The 14,876-nt window shown below is 64.2% G+C and carries 15 protein-coding genes, 1 tRNA gene and 1 pseudogene; 9 read left to right on the top strand and 8 right to left on the bottom strand.

Translation table 11 applies throughout. The features are described 5' to 3' along the window. Positions 1–77 precede the first annotated feature (77 nt). Genes ACNANG_RS19555 through ACNANG_RS19545 form a run of 3 tightly spaced genes read left to right on the top strand, consistent with a single transcriptional unit; the run spans position 78 to position 975 of the window. A complete protein-coding gene (locus ACNANG_RS19555; protein ID WP_420224404.1) occupies positions 78–527 on the top strand; it encodes a MarR family winged helix-turn-helix transcriptional regulator in 450 nt (149 codons plus the stop codon). Next, on the top strand, positions 524–763 hold the full coding sequence (locus ACNANG_RS19550; RefSeq protein ID WP_420224403.1) for a hypothetical protein: 240 nt from the start codon (positions 524–526) through the stop codon (positions 761–763). The genes ACNANG_RS19555 and ACNANG_RS19550 overlap by 4 nt, the downstream gene beginning before the upstream one ends. Then, the gene (locus ACNANG_RS19545; RefSeq protein ID WP_420224402.1) at positions 760–975 is read left to right on the top strand and encodes a hypothetical protein; all 216 of its coding nucleotides are present in this window, start codon (positions 760–762) and stop codon (positions 973–975) included. Before ACNANG_RS19550 ends, ACNANG_RS19545 begins: the two co-directional genes overlap by 4 nt. A gap of 25 nt (positions 976–1,000) precedes the next feature. Here ACNANG_RS19545 and ACNANG_RS19540 read toward each other — a convergent pair whose 3' ends face one another. From ACNANG_RS19540 to ACNANG_RS19525, 4 genes are all read right to left on the bottom strand, one after another. Continuing rightward, positions 1,001–1,981, bottom strand: a complete 981-nt coding sequence (locus ACNANG_RS19540) for a Bug family tripartite tricarboxylate transporter substrate binding protein (RefSeq protein WP_420224401.1) — start codon at positions 1,979–1,981, stop codon at positions 1,001–1,003. Between the two features lie 71 nt (positions 1,982–2,052). Continuing rightward, a complete protein-coding gene (locus tag ACNANG_RS19535) occupies positions 2,053–2,967 on the bottom strand; it encodes an HpcH/HpaI aldolase/citrate lyase family protein (RefSeq protein ID WP_420224400.1) in 915 nt (304 codons plus the stop codon). Then, positions 2,964–4,256, bottom strand: coding sequence for a CaiB/BaiF CoA transferase family protein (locus ACNANG_RS19530; RefSeq protein WP_420224399.1), 1,293 nt, complete (start codon positions 4,254–4,256; stop codon positions 2,964–2,966). Before ACNANG_RS19530 ends, ACNANG_RS19535 begins: the two co-directional genes overlap by 4 nt. Beyond that, positions 4,253–5,086 (bottom strand): FAS1-like dehydratase domain-containing protein, encoded by an 834-nt coding sequence (locus ACNANG_RS19525; RefSeq protein ID WP_420224398.1) that lies wholly within the window; start codon positions 5,084–5,086, stop codon positions 4,253–4,255. The genes ACNANG_RS19530 and ACNANG_RS19525 overlap by 4 nt, the downstream gene beginning before the upstream one ends. Positions 5,087–5,287: 201 nt before the next feature. Here ACNANG_RS19525 and ACNANG_RS19520 point away from each other — a divergent pair. Further along, positions 5,288–6,222: pseudogene (locus tag ACNANG_RS19520) on the top strand (LysR substrate-binding domain-containing protein). Positions 6,223–6,289: 67 nt separating this feature from the next. Here ACNANG_RS19520 and ACNANG_RS19515 read toward each other — a convergent pair. From ACNANG_RS19515 to ACNANG_RS19500, 4 genes are all read right to left on the bottom strand, one after another. Next, positions 6,290–6,364: transfer RNA gene (locus ACNANG_RS19515), tRNA-Arg, on the bottom strand. After that, positions 6,327–8,000 carry a molybdopterin-dependent oxidoreductase gene (locus ACNANG_RS19510; RefSeq protein ID WP_420227591.1) on the bottom strand — a complete coding sequence of 558 codons (1,674 nt, stop codon included), beginning with the start codon at positions 7,998–8,000 and terminating at the stop codon, positions 6,327–6,329. Before ACNANG_RS19510 ends, ACNANG_RS19515 begins: the two co-directional genes overlap by 38 nt. Next, on the bottom strand, positions 7,966–8,751 hold the full coding sequence (locus ACNANG_RS19505; protein WP_420224397.1) for a molybdopterin-dependent oxidoreductase: 786 nt from the start codon (positions 8,749–8,751) through the stop codon (positions 7,966–7,968). The genes ACNANG_RS19510 and ACNANG_RS19505 overlap by 35 nt, the downstream gene beginning before the upstream one ends. A 30-nt stretch (positions 8,752–8,781) precedes the next feature. Beyond that, positions 8,782–9,240, bottom strand: a complete 459-nt coding sequence (locus ACNANG_RS19500; RefSeq protein WP_420224396.1) for an Lrp/AsnC family transcriptional regulator — start codon at positions 9,238–9,240, stop codon at positions 8,782–8,784. 156 nt (positions 9,241–9,396) lie between these two features. Here ACNANG_RS19500 and metC point away from each other — a divergent pair, with 156 nt between their 5' ends. From metC to ACNANG_RS19475, 5 genes are all read left to right on the top strand, one after another. Beyond that, complete coding sequence (gene metC, locus ACNANG_RS19495) at positions 9,397–10,584, top strand: cystathionine beta-lyase (protein ID WP_420224395.1); 1,188 nt, start codon at positions 9,397–9,399, stop codon at positions 10,582–10,584. Positions 10,585–10,682: 98 nt separating this feature from the next. After that, on the top strand, positions 10,683–11,618 hold the full coding sequence (locus ACNANG_RS19490) for a 4-hydroxy-tetrahydrodipicolinate synthase family protein (protein WP_420224394.1): 936 nt from the start codon (positions 10,683–10,685) through the stop codon (positions 11,616–11,618). A gap of 18 nt (positions 11,619–11,636) precedes the next feature. After that, on the top strand, positions 11,637–12,416 hold the full coding sequence (locus ACNANG_RS19485) for an SDR family oxidoreductase (protein WP_420224393.1): 780 nt from the start codon (positions 11,637–11,639) through the stop codon (positions 12,414–12,416). Between the two features lie 57 nt (positions 12,417–12,473). Continuing rightward, the gene (locus ACNANG_RS19480; RefSeq protein WP_420224392.1) at positions 12,474–13,469 is read left to right on the top strand and encodes a Bug family tripartite tricarboxylate transporter substrate binding protein; all 996 of its coding nucleotides are present in this window, start codon (positions 12,474–12,476) and stop codon (positions 13,467–13,469) included. Between the two features lie 10 nt (positions 13,470–13,479). Next, positions 13,480–14,760: a D-amino acid dehydrogenase gene (locus ACNANG_RS19475; RefSeq protein ID WP_420224391.1), complete on the top strand. Its 1,281-nt coding sequence runs from the start codon at positions 13,480–13,482 to the stop codon at positions 14,758–14,760. Positions 14,761–14,876 lie beyond the last annotated feature (116 nt).

Raw genomic sequence — 14,876 nt, 5'->3', positions numbered from 1 at the left:
CATTATTGACAACCTGTTGTCAATAATGGAAACTGGTTGTCATGCGAGAGCCATCCTTATCCAATACCGCTGATGGCATGGCGGCACTCACTGGCCTGACCCTGACGGTCTTCCGGCTGCATGGCGCGTTGCTTCAATGGGGAGACAAGCTTGTCGAACCGTTGGGACTGACCAGCGCGCGGTGGCAAATGTTGGGCGCCTTGGCGCTTGCGGGCGGGCCGCTTACCGCACCGCAGATCGGGAATGCGATGGGAGTGACACGCCAGGGAGCGCAGAAGCAGCTGAACCTGTTGCTTGAACTCGGGCTTGTCGTAGCCAGGCCTAACCCTGCGCACCAGCGTTCTCCGCTGTATGTGCTGACGTCAGCCGGCTCCCAGCTCTATGCGCGCGCCGACGCCTTGTGGAACGCGCATGTCGCCGCGATGAATCGGCACGTCCGGGCAGAGGACGCCCTGTCGGCAAAGGCCACCCTGGACACGATGCTGCGCCATCTTCTTGCTTCCGCTGACTCATCGGATAGGCCATGAAATCGAAGCTACATGCGCTTGTCGGGTCGTTCGCGCTGCTCTGTGTCGGGACCTTCTGGGCATCCACGCTCGTGTCTGAACTCTTCCTGGAGCATCACGATGTCGTGGCGGTCAAGAACGGCATCCTTGCCGCCATGTGGCTATTCATTCCAGCCATGGCTGCCACGGGGGAAGCGGGTTCGCGTTGGCGCGCAACGCGCGCAGCCGCCTGGTGCGCATCAAGATCCGCCGCATGAAGCTCATTGCCGCGAACGGTCTTCTCATCCTGTTGCCCTCGGCATTCTTCCTGGCTGCCAGGGCGAACAGCGGTCAGTTCGGCACCGATTTTTATGCCGTTCAGACAATCGAACTGGTGGCGGGTGCGGCCAACATCGTGCTGATGTCTTTGAACGTACGCGACGGGTTGAGACTTAGGGGAGAAAAAACCGCGTCCCAAGGACGCGGTTGATTGACTACGACAACTCAAACAACGATCAGTCGATCACGATGTTCGCCTGCTGGATCACCGGCCGCCACAGCGCGATCTGATCCTTGATGTACTTCGCGAATTCTTCGGGCGAGTTGTGCATCGGTTCGAGGCCTTCCTTCTTGAAGATCTCGATCGTCTCGGGGCTGTTCAAGACCTTGATGATTTCGCGGTTCAGGCGATCCACGATCGGCTTGGGCGTGCCGGCCACGGTCAGCAGGCCATACCACTGGCTGGCTTCGAAGCCTTCCATGCCCTTGGTTTCGGCAATGGTCGGAACGTCGGGCAACATGGGCAAGCGCTTGGGCGTGGCGACGGCAATGGCGCGCAGGCGTCCGCCCTGGATGTGCGGATAGAGCGGCGGCAGGCCGGTCAGCACGACGGACGTGACGCCGCCGATCAGGTCGTTCAGTGCGGGCGCGGTGCCTTTGTAGGGCACGTGCTGGAGCTGGATGCCGGCCTTGAGCTTGAAGTACTCCATGGCCAGGTGCGCGGCGCTGCCATTGCCGCCCGACGCGTAGTCGTAGCCGTTGGGTTTGGCCTTGGCGGCTTTGATGAGTTCGTCCACATTCTTGACGTCCAGGCGCGACGCGTTCACGGCGAGGACGTTCGGGACGGCAGCCACCAGCGACAGGGGCGCGAAGTCCTTAACCGGGTCGTAAGGCAGCTTGCGGTACATGGTGGCGTTGGCGCCAAACGTGCCGATGGCGCCCATGATGATGGTGTAGCCATCGGGAGCGGCCGCCTTGGCAGCTTGCGTGCCGATGATGCCGCCGGCACCCGGCTTGTTTTCGACGATGATCGTCTGGTTGAGCGCGGCGCCCAGCTGCTTGCTCATCACGCGGGCGATGATGTCGGTGCTGCCGCCGGGGGTGAAGGGCACGATCAGCGTGATCGGGCGTGTCGGATAGCTGTCGGCGGCCTGGGCAGAGCCCACGATGCACAGGGCGGCCAACATCGAAACTACAACAGGGTGCTTCTTGAACATGACGTCTCCTCGTCGTTCGGATACTCGGGAATGAGGCGGTTCGTAATGCCGCCTTTCAACAAAACAGAAATCTAAGAAACCTGGCCGCGGTGGCGGGCTTCGATGCTGGCGTGCCGGGCAAGCAGCCGCCGCGCGCGTTCGACCACGGGTACGTCGATCATCTTGCCATCGATCTGGAACGACGCCCGGCCTTCGGCTTCGGCCTGGACGTTCGCTTCCAGCAGGCGGCGCGCGTACGCCACGGCCTCGGCGCCGGGTCCGTATTCCTCGTTGACGACAGCAACCTGTCCGGGATGCACGCAGCTTGCGCCATCGAAACCGAACTGACGCGACCGGCGCACCATCGCGCGAAAGCGATCCATGTCGGAAAAGTCCGCGACCGACGCAATGAAGCCCAGCGGCATGACCCCTGCGGCGCGGGCCGCCAGGATCATGCGTTGTTTGGGCATCAGCAGGGCTTCATCGGTCGGCTCGAAGCCGCCGTTCAACGCGAAATCCTCGCCGCCGATATTGATCGCCACCATCCGTGCCGACGCGCGTGCGATCTCGGTCATGGCCTCGAACGCATCGGGCGTTTCGATCATGGCCATCAGCCGCGTGTGGCCCAAAGGAAGGCCTTGGCGGACCTCCAGTTCACTGACCAGCTCGTCGATCAGGCGCACGTGCGACGCGCCGTCGACCTTGGTGATGGCAATGCCATCGACTTCGGGCAGCACGCAGGCTTCGATGTCCCGCACGGCCAGGGACAAAGGACGGTTGATGCGCACCACGACATCGGCGCCCCCCTGCCGTACCGTGCGCGCGGCGGCCTGCAGGCCGAGACGCGCCGTTGCCTTTTCGGACATCGGCACGCTGTCTTCCAGGTCCAGAATGATGGCGTCGGCGCCTCGGGTGTGCGCCTTGTCGACGAACTTGGAGACGTTGGCGGGCACATACAGCAGCGATCGCCACACGGGCAATTCCCGCCTTGGAATGGACCCGGTCATGCCTGCGCCTGTGCGGATTCGGCGGCCGCGGGCTTCCGGGCCTTGGGCGCGTACTGCGCCACCGCGCCGGCGGCAATCATTTCCTCGATCTGCGCGTCGCTGTAACCCACCTCCTGCAGCACTTCGCGGCTGTTCTCGCCAATGTGCGGCGCGATATTGCGCAACGCAGGCGTGTAGGTCGCGAAGCGCACCGGGTTGCGCAGATTGGTCAACGTGCCCTCGGTCGGATGTTCCACCTTCTGGAACAGGCCGGTGTCCGCCAGGTGCGGATCGTCAAGCACCGAGTCCAGTGTGTGCATGGGCATGGCAGGCAGGTCTTCGGCTTCCAGGATGGCCAGCCATTCGGCGGTCGTCTTGGTCGCGAAGATCTCATTGCGGATGCGGAACATCTCGCCAATGTTCTCGAAGCGGTCCTTCTTGTCCGCAAAGCGAGGGTCGACGCTCAGTTCGGGGCGACCGATCGCGCGGAACATGGCATGGACCTGCGGATCGGTGTTGGCCGTCATGCAGATGTAGCCATCCAGCGTCTTGATCGGGCGCGAATTGGGATTGAGCAGACGGCTGTCGCCCGCGCCGCCCAGGGGCGGATCGAAGGTCTTCAGGAACATGTGCTCGGCCAGCACGAAGGCGGCCATGCTTTCGAACATGGGCAACTCGACCACCTGCGGGCCACCGTAGCGCAGCCGTTGCACCACGGCCAGCAGCAGGCAGTTGGCCAGCATGACGCCCACCGTGCGGTCGGCAATCACCATGGGCACATAGCGCGGCACGCCGTCGGTGCCATCGTTAATGGAAGCCAGGCCCGAAGCGCCCTGGATGATGGAGTCGTACGCCGGCTTGTCTTTGTAGCGTCCTTCCTGGCCGAAGCCGACAACGCTGCAATAGATCAGGTCGGGCTTGAGCTTCTGCAGGTCTTCGGGCGCCAGGCCCAGGCGCGCCGCGGCCTGCGGACGCATGTTGTGGACGACGGCGTCGGCGGTGGCGATCAGCTTCTTCAACGAATCCAGCGCGCCTGGCTTCTTCAGGTCAAGCGCCAGGCTTTTCTTGTTGCGGTTCAGGTGCAGATACTTGCCCGACATGCCCGGCGTGGTGGGCGAGCGGCCACCGATCCAGCGCGACAGATCGCCGGTCGGGTGTTCGATCTTGATGACTTCCGCGCCAAAGTCGGCCAGGATCTGCGTGGCCAGCGGGCCCACCACGACCTGGGTCAGGTCGACGATACGCAGGCCGTCAAGGGGCGCGCGCTGACCGTTGGCGGACGTTGTGGCCGCATGCATTTCCGTGCTCATGTCTTGCTCCCGTCAGCCAGCGTGGCCTGCCCCATCACAATGGTCTTGCCTGCTTCGCTCACCACGCGAAAACCGATAGCGCCGTCCGCTTCCCGCGCACTTTCGATATGGAAGGGCCGGCCTTCGAACAGCGGCGACGTGTTCCGTGTACTGAGGGTTGCAAACGGCAGACCCCACGCGTCGTGCAGATGTTCGATCGCGCACAGGGTCGACAGGCCGCCATTGACCACCAGGCCCGGATAGCCTTCGACGCCGGTGGCATACGGCTGGTCGTAATGAATGCGGTGTCCGTTGAAGCACAGCGCGCTGTAACGGAAGATCATGACCGGGTCGGCGGTGATGACGGGCGAGGTCTTGTCGGCCTTGAAGGCCGGCGCGGACGCCTTGGCTGCGCCCGCCGGTGCGCCCTCTTTGCCGACCGCCGACGCAGCCGTGCGATACACCACGTCCTGCTCTTCGATCACCGCGACGCCAGATGCATTGCGGATGGTGTGGCGCAAGGTCACGAACACCAGTGGCCCGGTGCTCCCTTGTTTGTTGGCGATCGATGCGATCTCGGACACCCGTTCGACGTCGTCGCCGATCAGGATGGGCGCGATGAACTGCATGCGTTTGCCCGCGAACATGCGCTTGGGCAAGGCCACCGGCGGCAGGAAATCGCCCAGGGCCGGGTGGCCATCCCGCCCGATCTGCGAGCGCGGCACCACGCGCGGAAACAGCACGCTGTACCAGCCTTGTGGCAGCGCATCGCCGCGGCGCAGCCCTGTCCGGTTCGATTCGACGGTGGCGGCCAGGCGCTCGGCCAATTGCGGGGTGACGGTATCGGTCACGGTTTCGGTGCGGCCGATCCAGCTTTGCAGATCGTCGGCGGGTGCGGCAGCGGACGGTGATGTCGCCGTGGCGGGGGTATGGCGTTCACTGTGTCTCCGTGAGATTTTCTGTATGGATGCATCCTAGCCGGGCCACCCATTTCCGAAAACTGATAAATTGCACATGTCCATTCCAAAACGCTATACCGTAAGACTGCCGCCATGAAACTTCAGCAGATCCGCGCTTTTTGTGTCGTCGTCGACGAAGCCATGAGCATTTCGCGCGCTGCGCGTGTGCTGTGCATGACGCAACCGGCCGTCAGCAAACAGATCAAACAGCTGGAAGACAGCCTGGGGGCGACACTGCTGGTGCGGTCGAAAAGCCGGCTGCTGGGACTGACGGACGTGGGCGAGGACGTGTTGCGCAGCGCCCGCGCCATGCTGGCCGCCGCGCAGGACATCGGCCTGATCGTGAACGACCATCAGCACCGCGCGCAGGGCCGGCTGGTGATCGCCACCACGCACACGCACGCGCGCTATGCGTTGCAGGACATCATTCCGAGCTTTGCTCGGCGGCATCCGGAAATCGCGCTGAACATCGTGCAGGCCAATCCCAGTGAAATCTCGGATCTGGTGCTGACGGGCCAGGCCGACCTGGGCATCTCCACCCTGCCCCCGCGCTGCCGCCGTCGGTGGTCGCGATACCCTGCTACACCTTCAAGCACGTGCTGATCGGTCCGCCCGATCACGCGGTATTCGATGGTCCGATCACGCTGGAAACCATGGCGGCCTACCCGCTGATCACCTACAGCGAACAGCATGCCATCGGCCGCCGGCTGATCCAGGCGTTCGACGACGCCGGCCTGGCGCCCAAGGTCGCGGTGCGCGGAACGGACGTGGAAGTGATGAAGTACTACGCGTCGATCGGCCTGGGCCTGGCCGTGATCCCGGTCATCGCGTATGCCAGCGACCTGGACCGCAACCTGACGGCGGCAGCCATCGATCACCTGTTTCCCACCAGCACGGTGTACGTGGTCGCGCGCCGGGGCGCCTACTGGCCGCGGCATCAATACGATTTTGTGGAGACGGTGACGCCAGGCCTGACACGGGACAAGGTCGACGAAGCGATGTCGGGAGCGATGGCGTTGGAAGGATGACGCACCGCCCGGCCCCCGGGGTGCGCGGCGAGACAATGGCGCGGTACGCCGTGGCGGCGTGCCTTGCTGGTCTCCCCGGCAGGAATCGAACCTGCATCTATCCCTTAGGAGGGGATTGCACTATCCATTGTGCGACGGGGAGACTGGCGCGGATTATACGGTATCGCCAGCGGCGATTCCGGGCAGCATGGGCACGCGAGGGCAACCGCTGCCTTCCCTGCGTCAGACCGGGGGATGCCCTCGGGCAGGACGAACGCCTGCACCGGCGGCGGCGCCCCGGTCCAGCCCTCCACTTCCACCAGCGCCGACAGCGCGCTGGGCGCCTGCGCCAGTTGCGACGTGCCCACATCCAGGGTCAGCACATTCGGATTGCCGTGGCGTTCCAGGCTGCTGCTTTGCGGGTCGAACCAGGCCCCCGTGGACATGACGACCACCCCGGGCATGACGTCGGCGTCGATCACCGCGCCCGCCAGGCAGGATCCGCGATCGTTGAACACCCGGACCACGTCGCCCGGCTGAACGCCCCGCGCTGCCGCGTCCGACGGGTGGATGCGCACGCGTTCCCGCGACGCGACCTTGGCCGCCACCGACAGCGCGCCGGCGTCCATTTGCGAGTGCAGTTTGTCGGCCGGCTGCGACGTGACCAGATGCAGCGGCCAGGTATCGGCGGCTTCGGCGCCCAGCCACTCTGCCGGGGGCATCCAGGTGGGATGCGGCGGGCAATCGGCATACCTGAAGCCGGCGATCCGTTCCGAGTACAGCTCGATCTTGCCCGACGGCGTCTTCAACGCATGCGCGACCGGGTCCGCGCGGAAGCTGTCGAACAGCACGAAGTCGCGTTCGGGCGGCGGCAGTTCGGCAAAGCCTTCCGCCCAGAAGGTGTCGAAGTCCGGAATGGGGAAACCGCCACGCGCCCAGCCCTTGGCCATGCCATCGAAGATGTGCCGCAGCCATTCCATTTCGTTGCGGCCTTCGGTAAATGCCGCTTCGTGCCCGGCCATGGCGGCCAGTTCGCGGTAGATCTCGAAATCGTTGCGGCTGTCGGCTTGCGGCGGCAGGGCCTGGTGCATCGCCAACACGAACCGGTCCCGGGACGACCCGCCAATGTCATTGCGTTCCAGGGTAGTGGTGGCCGGCAGCACGATGTCGGCGCGCCGCGCGGTGGGCGTCCACCAGCTTTCATGTACGACGATGGTCTGCGGCTTTTGCCAGCCGCGCACCAGCTTGTTCAAGTCCTGATGATGATGGAAAGGATTGCCGCCCGCCCAATACACCATCTGGATATCGGGATAGGTATCGTGGCGGCCGTTGAATTCATACGGCTGTCCTGGGTAGAGCAACATGTCGGACAGACGCGAGACCGGAATCGACTTGCCCAGCGGGTTGGCGCCCGAACCCATTTCCGGACCGGGAGCGTCGGGCCGCGGATTGCCCACGCCGTTCATCGACCCATGCCCGAATGCGAAACCGCCGCCCGGCAGCCCGATCTGGCCGATCGCCGCGGCCAGCGCAATGCAGGTCCAGTAGGGCTGTTCTCCATGGTGGGCACGCTGCAAGGACCAGGTGCAGGTCAGCAGACTGCGCGTGGCGGCGGCGTCCCGCGCCAGCTGGCGCACCGTGCCGGCCGACACGCCGGTGATGCCTTCGGCCCACGAAGCGTCCTTGACCAAGCCGTCGGTCACGCCCATCACGTAGTCGGCCAGCGGTTCGAAACCCACGCAATGCGAGCGCACGAAGGCGCGGTCATGCAGGCCCGCGTCGATCAGGGTATGCAGCATGCCCAGCATCAGGGCCGTGTCGGTGTTCGGACGGATCGGGATCCACCTCGCGCCCAGGTCGTCGGGCACATCCCCCGGGTCGGGCTGATGACAACGAATTCCACCCCGCGTCGCGCGCCTTGGCCACCCAGGCGGCGGTGGCGTGGTCCCCTGCCCCGCCGGACGTGATCTGCGCGTTGCGCAGCGCCAGGCCACCGAACGCAATGAACAGCCGCGTGTGCCCGATCACGCTTTGCCAGTCGGTCACGCGCCCCGTGACGGGCATGTAGCTGCCAATGACATGCGGCAGCAGGAACTGCGCGGCGCCCCAGCTGTAGTTGCCCGCCTGGTTGATGCAGCCGCCGCCGCTGTTCAGGAAACGGTGCGTCAGGGTGCGGGCATGATGCAGGCGTCCCGCCGACGACCAGCCGTAGGATCCGCCAAAGATTGCCGAATCGCCATAGGTGCCGCGTACGCGGCTCAGTTCGCCGGCCACCAGCGCCAGCGCCGTGTCCCAGCTGACCTCGACGAAGGCATCGCTGCCGCGCGCCGTCCGGTCGCTGCCTTCCCGCTGTTCCAGCCATCCCTTGCGCACCGCCGGCCGCCGGACGCGCAGCGGCGAATGCACCATGCCCGGCATCGACGACAGGATGGCCGACGGCGCGCTGTCGCGATGAAACGGCTCGCAATCGACAAGGCGGCCGTCCTGGACCACGGCGGTGTAGGCGCCCCAGTGCGACAGGGAAGGAAAACGTCGGATATCAGTGGTCATGAGGGCGTGACTCGGCAGGCGGGTAAGGAATCAGAGGTAATCGAGGGGCAATGCAGTGGTGTATTTCAGCTCTTCCATGGCGAAACTGGAACTGACGTCGAACAGATCGACGATCTGGATCAGCCGCTTGTACACGACGTCAAAGCCCTGGATATCGGGCGCAACGACCTTGAGCAGGTAATCGGTTTCGCCGCTCATGCGGTAGAACTCGACCACTTCGGGCATGTCACGCACGCCGGCCGCGAATTGCTGCAGCCACTGCATGTCGTGCCGGTTGGTCTTGATGGCCACGAACACCGTCACGCCCGCTCCCAGCTTCTTGCTATCCAGCAGGCACACCTGCTTGCGGATGATGCCTTCTTGCGTCAGCCGCTGAATGCGCTTCCAGCAGGCCGTGGGCGAGAGGCTGACCCGCTCGGCGATCTCGTTGACCGACAAGGTGGCATCTTCTTGCAGGATAGAAAGAATATTGCTGTCTTTTTTATCCATGGAGATTTTTCCACCATCTTAAAGTTTCGTTGATAAAAATTTTCCTAATATTCTAAAGATTGCCGATCAATAAGGAAATAATTTTCCAGCGTCCGGAAATTACACTTTCGTTACGAGGTGGCAAGCACCGAGCATCCTTTACAGCACAGGTTCTGAATGAAAGAGACAACCCAATTGATCGCGGCCGGCCGGCACCCGGAACGTTTTGCCGGCATGGTGAACACCCCCGTGTTTCGTGCGTCCACCATCCTCTTCCCCACGCTGGCCGATTGGGAAAAGACCAAGAAGCGCCGCGCCGCCGACGAAGCCGGCGTAAGCACCTATGGCCGTTTTGGCACCCCCACCCACCATGCGCTGGAAGAGGCGATCGCCGAACTGGAAGGCGGCCACCGCACCCTGGTGTGCCCGTCGGGGCTGGCTGCCGCGGTGTCGGCGCTGACCGCCCTGCTGTCGGCTGGCGATCACATGCTGGTCACCGACAGTTCGTATTCGCCGACCCGCACGTTCGCCACTCGCGTGCTGGGCCGGTATGGCGTTGAAGTCGAATCCTATGATCCCTGCTGCGGCGCCGACATTGCGTCGATGATGCGACCGAACACCAAGGTCGTCTATGTGGAATCTCCCGGATCCGAAACGTTCGAGATCCAGGACATCCCGGCGATTGCCGAGGTGGCTCACCGTCACGGCGCCGCCGTGGTGATGGACAACACCTGGGGCACGCCGCTGTTCTACAAACCGTTTGCCCACGGCGTGGACGTGTCGATCCAGGCGGCCACCAAGTATCTGGTGGGCCATTCCGACGCGATGCTCGGCACGGTCACCGCCAACGCAACCTACTGGCCCAAGATCAAGCAGACCACCTACGACCTGGGCCAGACGGCCGGTCCGGACGACGTCTACCTGGCGCTGCGCGGCCTGCGGACCCTGTCCGTGCGCCTGCACCAGCACTGGTCGTCGGGCGTCCTGGTGGCCAAGTGGCTGGAATCGCGTCCCGAAGTCGAAGCCGTCATGCATCCGGCCTTGCCCAGCCATCCGGACCACGCGCTGTGGAAGCGCGACTTCACGGGCGCCTGCGGACTGTTCGCGATGGTGCTCAAGCCGGTGTCGCCGGCCGCCGTCGAAGCCTTCATCGACAACCTGGCGCTGTTCGGCCTGGGCGTATCGTGGGGCGGCTTCGAAAGCCTGGCCCTGCCCTTCACGCCCGGTGATCGCACCACCAAGCGCTGGAACTTCAGCGGCCAGGGCATCCGTATCCACGTCGGCCTGGAAGATCCGCACGATCTGATCGCGGATCTGGAAAAAGGCTTTGCCGCATTGGCCCGTGCCGAAGCCAAAGCAGCCTGATATCCGAATTAGCTTATAACCACGGCGCCGTGGCGCCCGCCCTGAAACCGACCCTCTCGGCGTTACAATGCCGGGATACACGAACAGTAGGAATCGCAATGTCCAAGATGAAGATCGAAGGTTCTTTCGTCGCGCTGATCACGCCATTCAACCAGGACGGCAGCGTCGACTTCGAAGGGTTCCGCACGCTGTTGCAGTGGCAGGAATCGCAGGGAACGTCGGCCGTGCTGATGATGGGCTCGACCGGTGAAGTCTCGATGCTGTCGCAAGCGGAACGTCACAAGATCATTGCCGAAACCGCCAAGATGAAGACCGGCAAGATGAAGTTCTTCTACGGCTGCACCGGCAACAATACCGAGACCACGATCGACTACCTGCGCTTTGCGAACGCCAATGGCGCCGACGGTGCGATCCTGGCGGCGCCTGCGTACATCTGCGCACCCGAAGACGCCATCGAAGACTACTTCCTGGAAGTGGCCGACGCGACCGATCTGCCGCTGGGCATCTACAACAACCCGCCGCGCGTGAAAAGCGACCTGCACTGGGACAACCTGCTGCGCATCTTCAAGCACCCCAACTATGTGGTGCACAAGGAATCGACCACGCGCGTGGGCCAGGTGGCCCAGGTGCTGGCCGCCCGCCCCGACGTGTCGGTCATGTGCTGCGATTCGCCCAACCTCGGCCTGGTCGTTCCGACCATGAGCCTGGGCGGCCACGGCACCGCCAACATGACCGGCAACATCGCGCCGGCCGAACTCGCCACGATCTCCAAGCCCTGGCATACGCCCGACGTGTCGACCAGCTTCCGCGATTCGTACCTGGGTCTGCTGCCGATGCTCCATTACTCGTACTCGGCCATCAACCCGGTCGCGATCAAGTCGCTGATGAAGGCCGTGGGCCTGCCTGCCGGCGAACTGCGCAAGCCGCTCAAGGCCATGGCGCCGGAAGGCCTGAAGAAGGGTCTGCGCATCGTCAAGGAACTCGAACTCGACAAGCAATACGGCTGGAGCTCGCCTGAGCTGAAGTCGATCTGATCGCGGCGGATACCTTTCATGGATCTCGGCATCAACGGCAAGACCGCCCTGGTTTTCGGGGGCAGCAGGGGCATGGGCCGCGCGGTTGCGCAGCAGCTGTCCAGTGAAGGCGTGCACGTCGTGATCGCGGCGCGTACGCAGGCCACGCTGGAAGCGGCGGCGTCCGAGATCACCGCGCACACGGGTACGCCCGTGCGCTGGGTGATCGCCGACATCACGACCGAAGCGGGCCGCGACGCCGCCCTGGCGGCCTGCCCGGCGCCGGACATCCTGGTGAACAACGCCGATGGCCCCGAGCCGGGCGACTTCCGCACCTGGACGACCGACGACTGGCATGCGGCCCTGGATTCGATGATGCTGGGCCCGATCGAGATGATCCGGCGCACGGTGGACGGCATGATCGAACGCAAGTTCGGCCGCATCGTCAACATCGTGTCGCGCAGCGTGAAGACGCCGCAGATCGAACTGGGGCTGTCCAACGGCGCGCGTTCGGGTCTGGTCGGCTTCGTGGCCGGGCTGGCACGCCAGACGGTACGGCACAACGTGACCATCAACAATCTTCTTCCTGGCGTATTTGCGACCGACGCGCAGCGCCGGCACATCAACGGCATGCTCGACACGACCGGCAAGACCTTCGACCAGTTGTGGGAAGAGCGAGGCAGCAACAATCCGGCGGGCCGCTACGGCCGCGCCGAAGAACTGGGTGCGCTCTGCGCGTTCGTGTGTTCGGCGCACGCCGGCTACATGACCGGGCAGAGCCTGCTGATCGACGGCGGAGGATACCCCGGTACGTTCTAGCAAGCAGGGAGGGGAGGCGCAAACAATCACACTATCAACTCGTTGGGGAAACTTGCAATGACGCGCTCAAATCGCCGCACGTTCGTGCGCCACACTGTTGTCCTGGCGGGCGCGGCTGCGCTCGCCCACGCCGGTCTTGCCACGGCCCAGTCCTACCCTACCCGTCCGGTCACGATCGTCGTGCCGCACGCGCCAGGCGGCGCGGTGGACAGCGTCGCGCGCATCTTTGCCGACAAGCTGAAAGACGAGTTGAAGCAGTCGGTCATCGTCGAAAACCGGGCCGGCGCATCCGGCATGATCGGCGCGCAGCATGTCGCCCGGTCGGAAGCCGACGGCTACACCCTGTATGTGAACGCGTCGATCCACTCGATCAATCCCCTTCTGTACAAGAAAAGCATCAAGTTCGACGCGGTCAAGGATTTCACGCCCGTCAGCATGCTGACGCAAGGCGCGCTGATCTTCAGCGTGCCGCCAACGGTGGGCGCGACCTCGGTGTCGGACCTGATCGCCAAGTTCAAGGCCAGCCCCAATCGCTACAGCTTCGCCACCAGCGGATTCGGTTCGGCGGGTCACCTGGGCGCGGCGCAATTCCTGTATGAAAACGACCTGGGCCAGATCCCGATCGTGCTGTACAAGGGCGCGGCTCCGGCCTTGCAGGATCTGGTCGGTGGCCAGGTGCAGGCCATGATGGATCCGATGCTGTCGTCGCTGCCCTTCGTCAAGGCCGGCAAACTGACTGCGCTGGCCGTCACGGGCGCCAAGCGCAGCCCCTTGTTGCCCGACGTGCCCACCCTGCGTGAATCGGGCATGAAGGACTTCGAGCTGTATTCCTGGTATGGACTGTGGGCCCCCGCGAACCTGCCGCCCGCCATCGTCAAGCAACTGGACGACGCGTCGTCGCGCATCATGGCCCAGCCCGACATGAAGTCCAAGCTCGAAACCTTCGGCTTCGAATCGGCCTACAGGAACTCGGCCAACTTCGCCAAGTTCATCGACGCCGAGACCGCCCGCTACAAGGTCGTGATCGAAAAAGCCAACATCACGGTGGATTGAGTCCAGATCCATGAAAGTTCTCGTGCTGGGTGCGGGTGTCGTCGGTATCGCGACGGCGTATTTCCTGTGGCGTGATGGCCATGACGTCGTGGTGGTCGATCGGCAGTCCGGACCCGGCCGGGAAACGAGCTACGGCAATGCGGGCGGCCTGTGCCCCAGCTTTGCCGGCCCCTGGGCCGCGCCCGGCATGGTGGCCAAGGTGCTCAAGATGTCAATGCAGCCGGATTCACCCATCCGGTTTTCATTGGGACTCGACCCCCGCAAGATCCAATGGATCCTCCGGTGGATGCAGCAATGCACCCCCGACCATTTCCGCGTCAACAAGCTGCGCATGCAGCGGGTGGCGCATTACAGCCTGCGCTGCCTGAAAGGCATCGCGGCCGAAGCGCCGCTGACCGGTTTCGACTTTCATGACGGCGGCACGCTGCAGATCTTCCGCACCGACGCCGAACTTGAAATCGGCCGCCTGTCGGCCAAGGCGCTGGACGAATTCGGCGTGCCCTGGAAACTGCTGGGTCCGCAAGAACTGGCTGCCGTCGAACCGGCCATGGCGCATTCCACCGTGGCCGTGGCTGGCGCCTTGCACATGCCGGCCGATGCGTCGGGCGACAGCTACAAGTTCGTGAATGAACTGGCGGCGTTCCTGGCGGCGCGCGGCGTGACCTTCCGGTACGACACGCAGGTGCAGCTGATCCGCACCGCGGGCGGCCAGGTCGAGTCGGTGCTGACCGACAGCGGCGCCCTGCAGGCCGACAGCTACGTGGTGGCGCTGGGCAGCCATGCGCCTTTCCTGGTCTCGCCGCTGGGCATCCGCTTGCCCGTCTACCCGCTGAAGGGCTATTCGATCACGGTGCCCGTAACGGAAGCGGATGGGAACGCGGATGTGACGTCCGCCGTCCCCCGCGTCGCCATCATGGACGAGCACAACAAGATCATGATGTCGCGGCTGGGCAATCGCATCCGCGCGGCGGGCATGGCCGAGCTGACCGGCTACGGCCTGGAACTGGATGCCCAACGCAAGGCGCTGATCGAGCGCGTCGTCAGGGAACTGATCCCGAACGGCCTGGATTTCGGCAAAGTGGAATTCTGGGCGGGGCTGCGTCCCATGACACCCGATGGCCCGCCCATCCTGGGCCGCACGAAGTATCCCAACCTGTTCCTGAACAGCGGCCATGGGTCCAATGGCTGGACCCAGTCCTGCGGCACCGGCAAGATCGTGGCCGATATCGTGCACGGGCGCACCCCCGATATCGAGCTGGATGGTCTGACCGCCGAGCGGTTCAGCGCCTGACCGCCCCCCGTAGCATTCTGCAATATCCCGTCACAGCGCTGACGAGATGTTGCAGCGCACATCGATGGCGGGACCTTCGCAGCGGTGCGATCGTGTAAAGCGTGCAACGTCTCGGT

The sequence above is a fragment of the Pigmentiphaga litoralis genome, assembly GCF_048632615.1.
GTDB lineage: Bacteria > Pseudomonadota > Gammaproteobacteria > Burkholderiales > Burkholderiaceae_B > Pigmentiphaga > Pigmentiphaga litoralis_B.
Note: the sequence above shows the minus strand (reverse complement) of the source record. Positions and strands in the feature narration are given on the sequence as shown.

What these genes read in the sequence shown, in the direction of transcription:
- ACNANG_RS19545 (WP_420224402.1), top strand. Translation starts at nt 760, where the DNA reads ATGAAGCTCATTGCCGCGAACGGTCTTCTCATCCTGTTGCCCTCGGCA.
- ACNANG_RS19505 (WP_420224397.1), bottom strand. Translation starts at nt 8,751, where the DNA reads ATGACCACTGATATCCGACGTTTTCCTTCCCTGTCGCACTGGGGCGCC.
- ACNANG_RS19500 (WP_420224396.1), bottom strand. Translation starts at nt 9,240, where the DNA reads ATGGATAAAAAAGACAGCAATATTCTTTCTATCCTGCAAGAAGATGCC.
- metC (WP_420224395.1), top strand. Translation starts at nt 9,397, where the DNA reads ATGAAAGAGACAACCCAATTGATCGCGGCCGGCCGGCACCCGGAACGT.
- ACNANG_RS19480 (WP_420224392.1), top strand. Translation starts at nt 12,474, where the DNA reads ATGACGCGCTCAAATCGCCGCACGTTCGTGCGCCACACTGTTGTCCTG.
- ACNANG_RS19530 (WP_420224399.1), bottom strand. Translation starts at nt 4,256, where the DNA reads ATGAGCACGGAAATGCATGCGGCCACAACGTCCGCCAACGGTCAGCGC.
- ACNANG_RS19475 (WP_420224391.1), top strand. Translation starts at nt 13,480, where the DNA reads ATGAAAGTTCTCGTGCTGGGTGCGGGTGTCGTCGGTATCGCGACGGCG.
- ACNANG_RS19540 (WP_420224401.1), bottom strand. Translation starts at nt 1,981, where the DNA reads ATGTTCAAGAAGCACCCTGTTGTAGTTTCGATGTTGGCCGCCCTGTGC.
- ACNANG_RS19490 (WP_420224394.1), top strand. Translation starts at nt 10,683, where the DNA reads ATGTCCAAGATGAAGATCGAAGGTTCTTTCGTCGCGCTGATCACGCCA.
- ACNANG_RS19485 (WP_420224393.1), top strand. Translation starts at nt 11,637, where the DNA reads ATGGATCTCGGCATCAACGGCAAGACCGCCCTGGTTTTCGGGGGCAGC.
- ACNANG_RS19510 (WP_420227591.1), bottom strand. Translation starts at nt 8,000, where the DNA reads ATGCTGCATACCCTGATCGACGCGGGCCTGCATGACCGCGCCTTCGTG.
- ACNANG_RS19535 (WP_420224400.1), bottom strand. Translation starts at nt 2,967, where the DNA reads ATGACCGGGTCCATTCCAAGGCGGGAATTGCCCGTGTGGCGATCGCTG.
- ACNANG_RS19555 (WP_420224404.1), top strand. Translation starts at nt 78, where the DNA reads ATGGCGGCACTCACTGGCCTGACCCTGACGGTCTTCCGGCTGCATGGC.
- ACNANG_RS19550 (WP_420224403.1), top strand. Translation starts at nt 524, where the DNA reads ATGAAATCGAAGCTACATGCGCTTGTCGGGTCGTTCGCGCTGCTCTGT.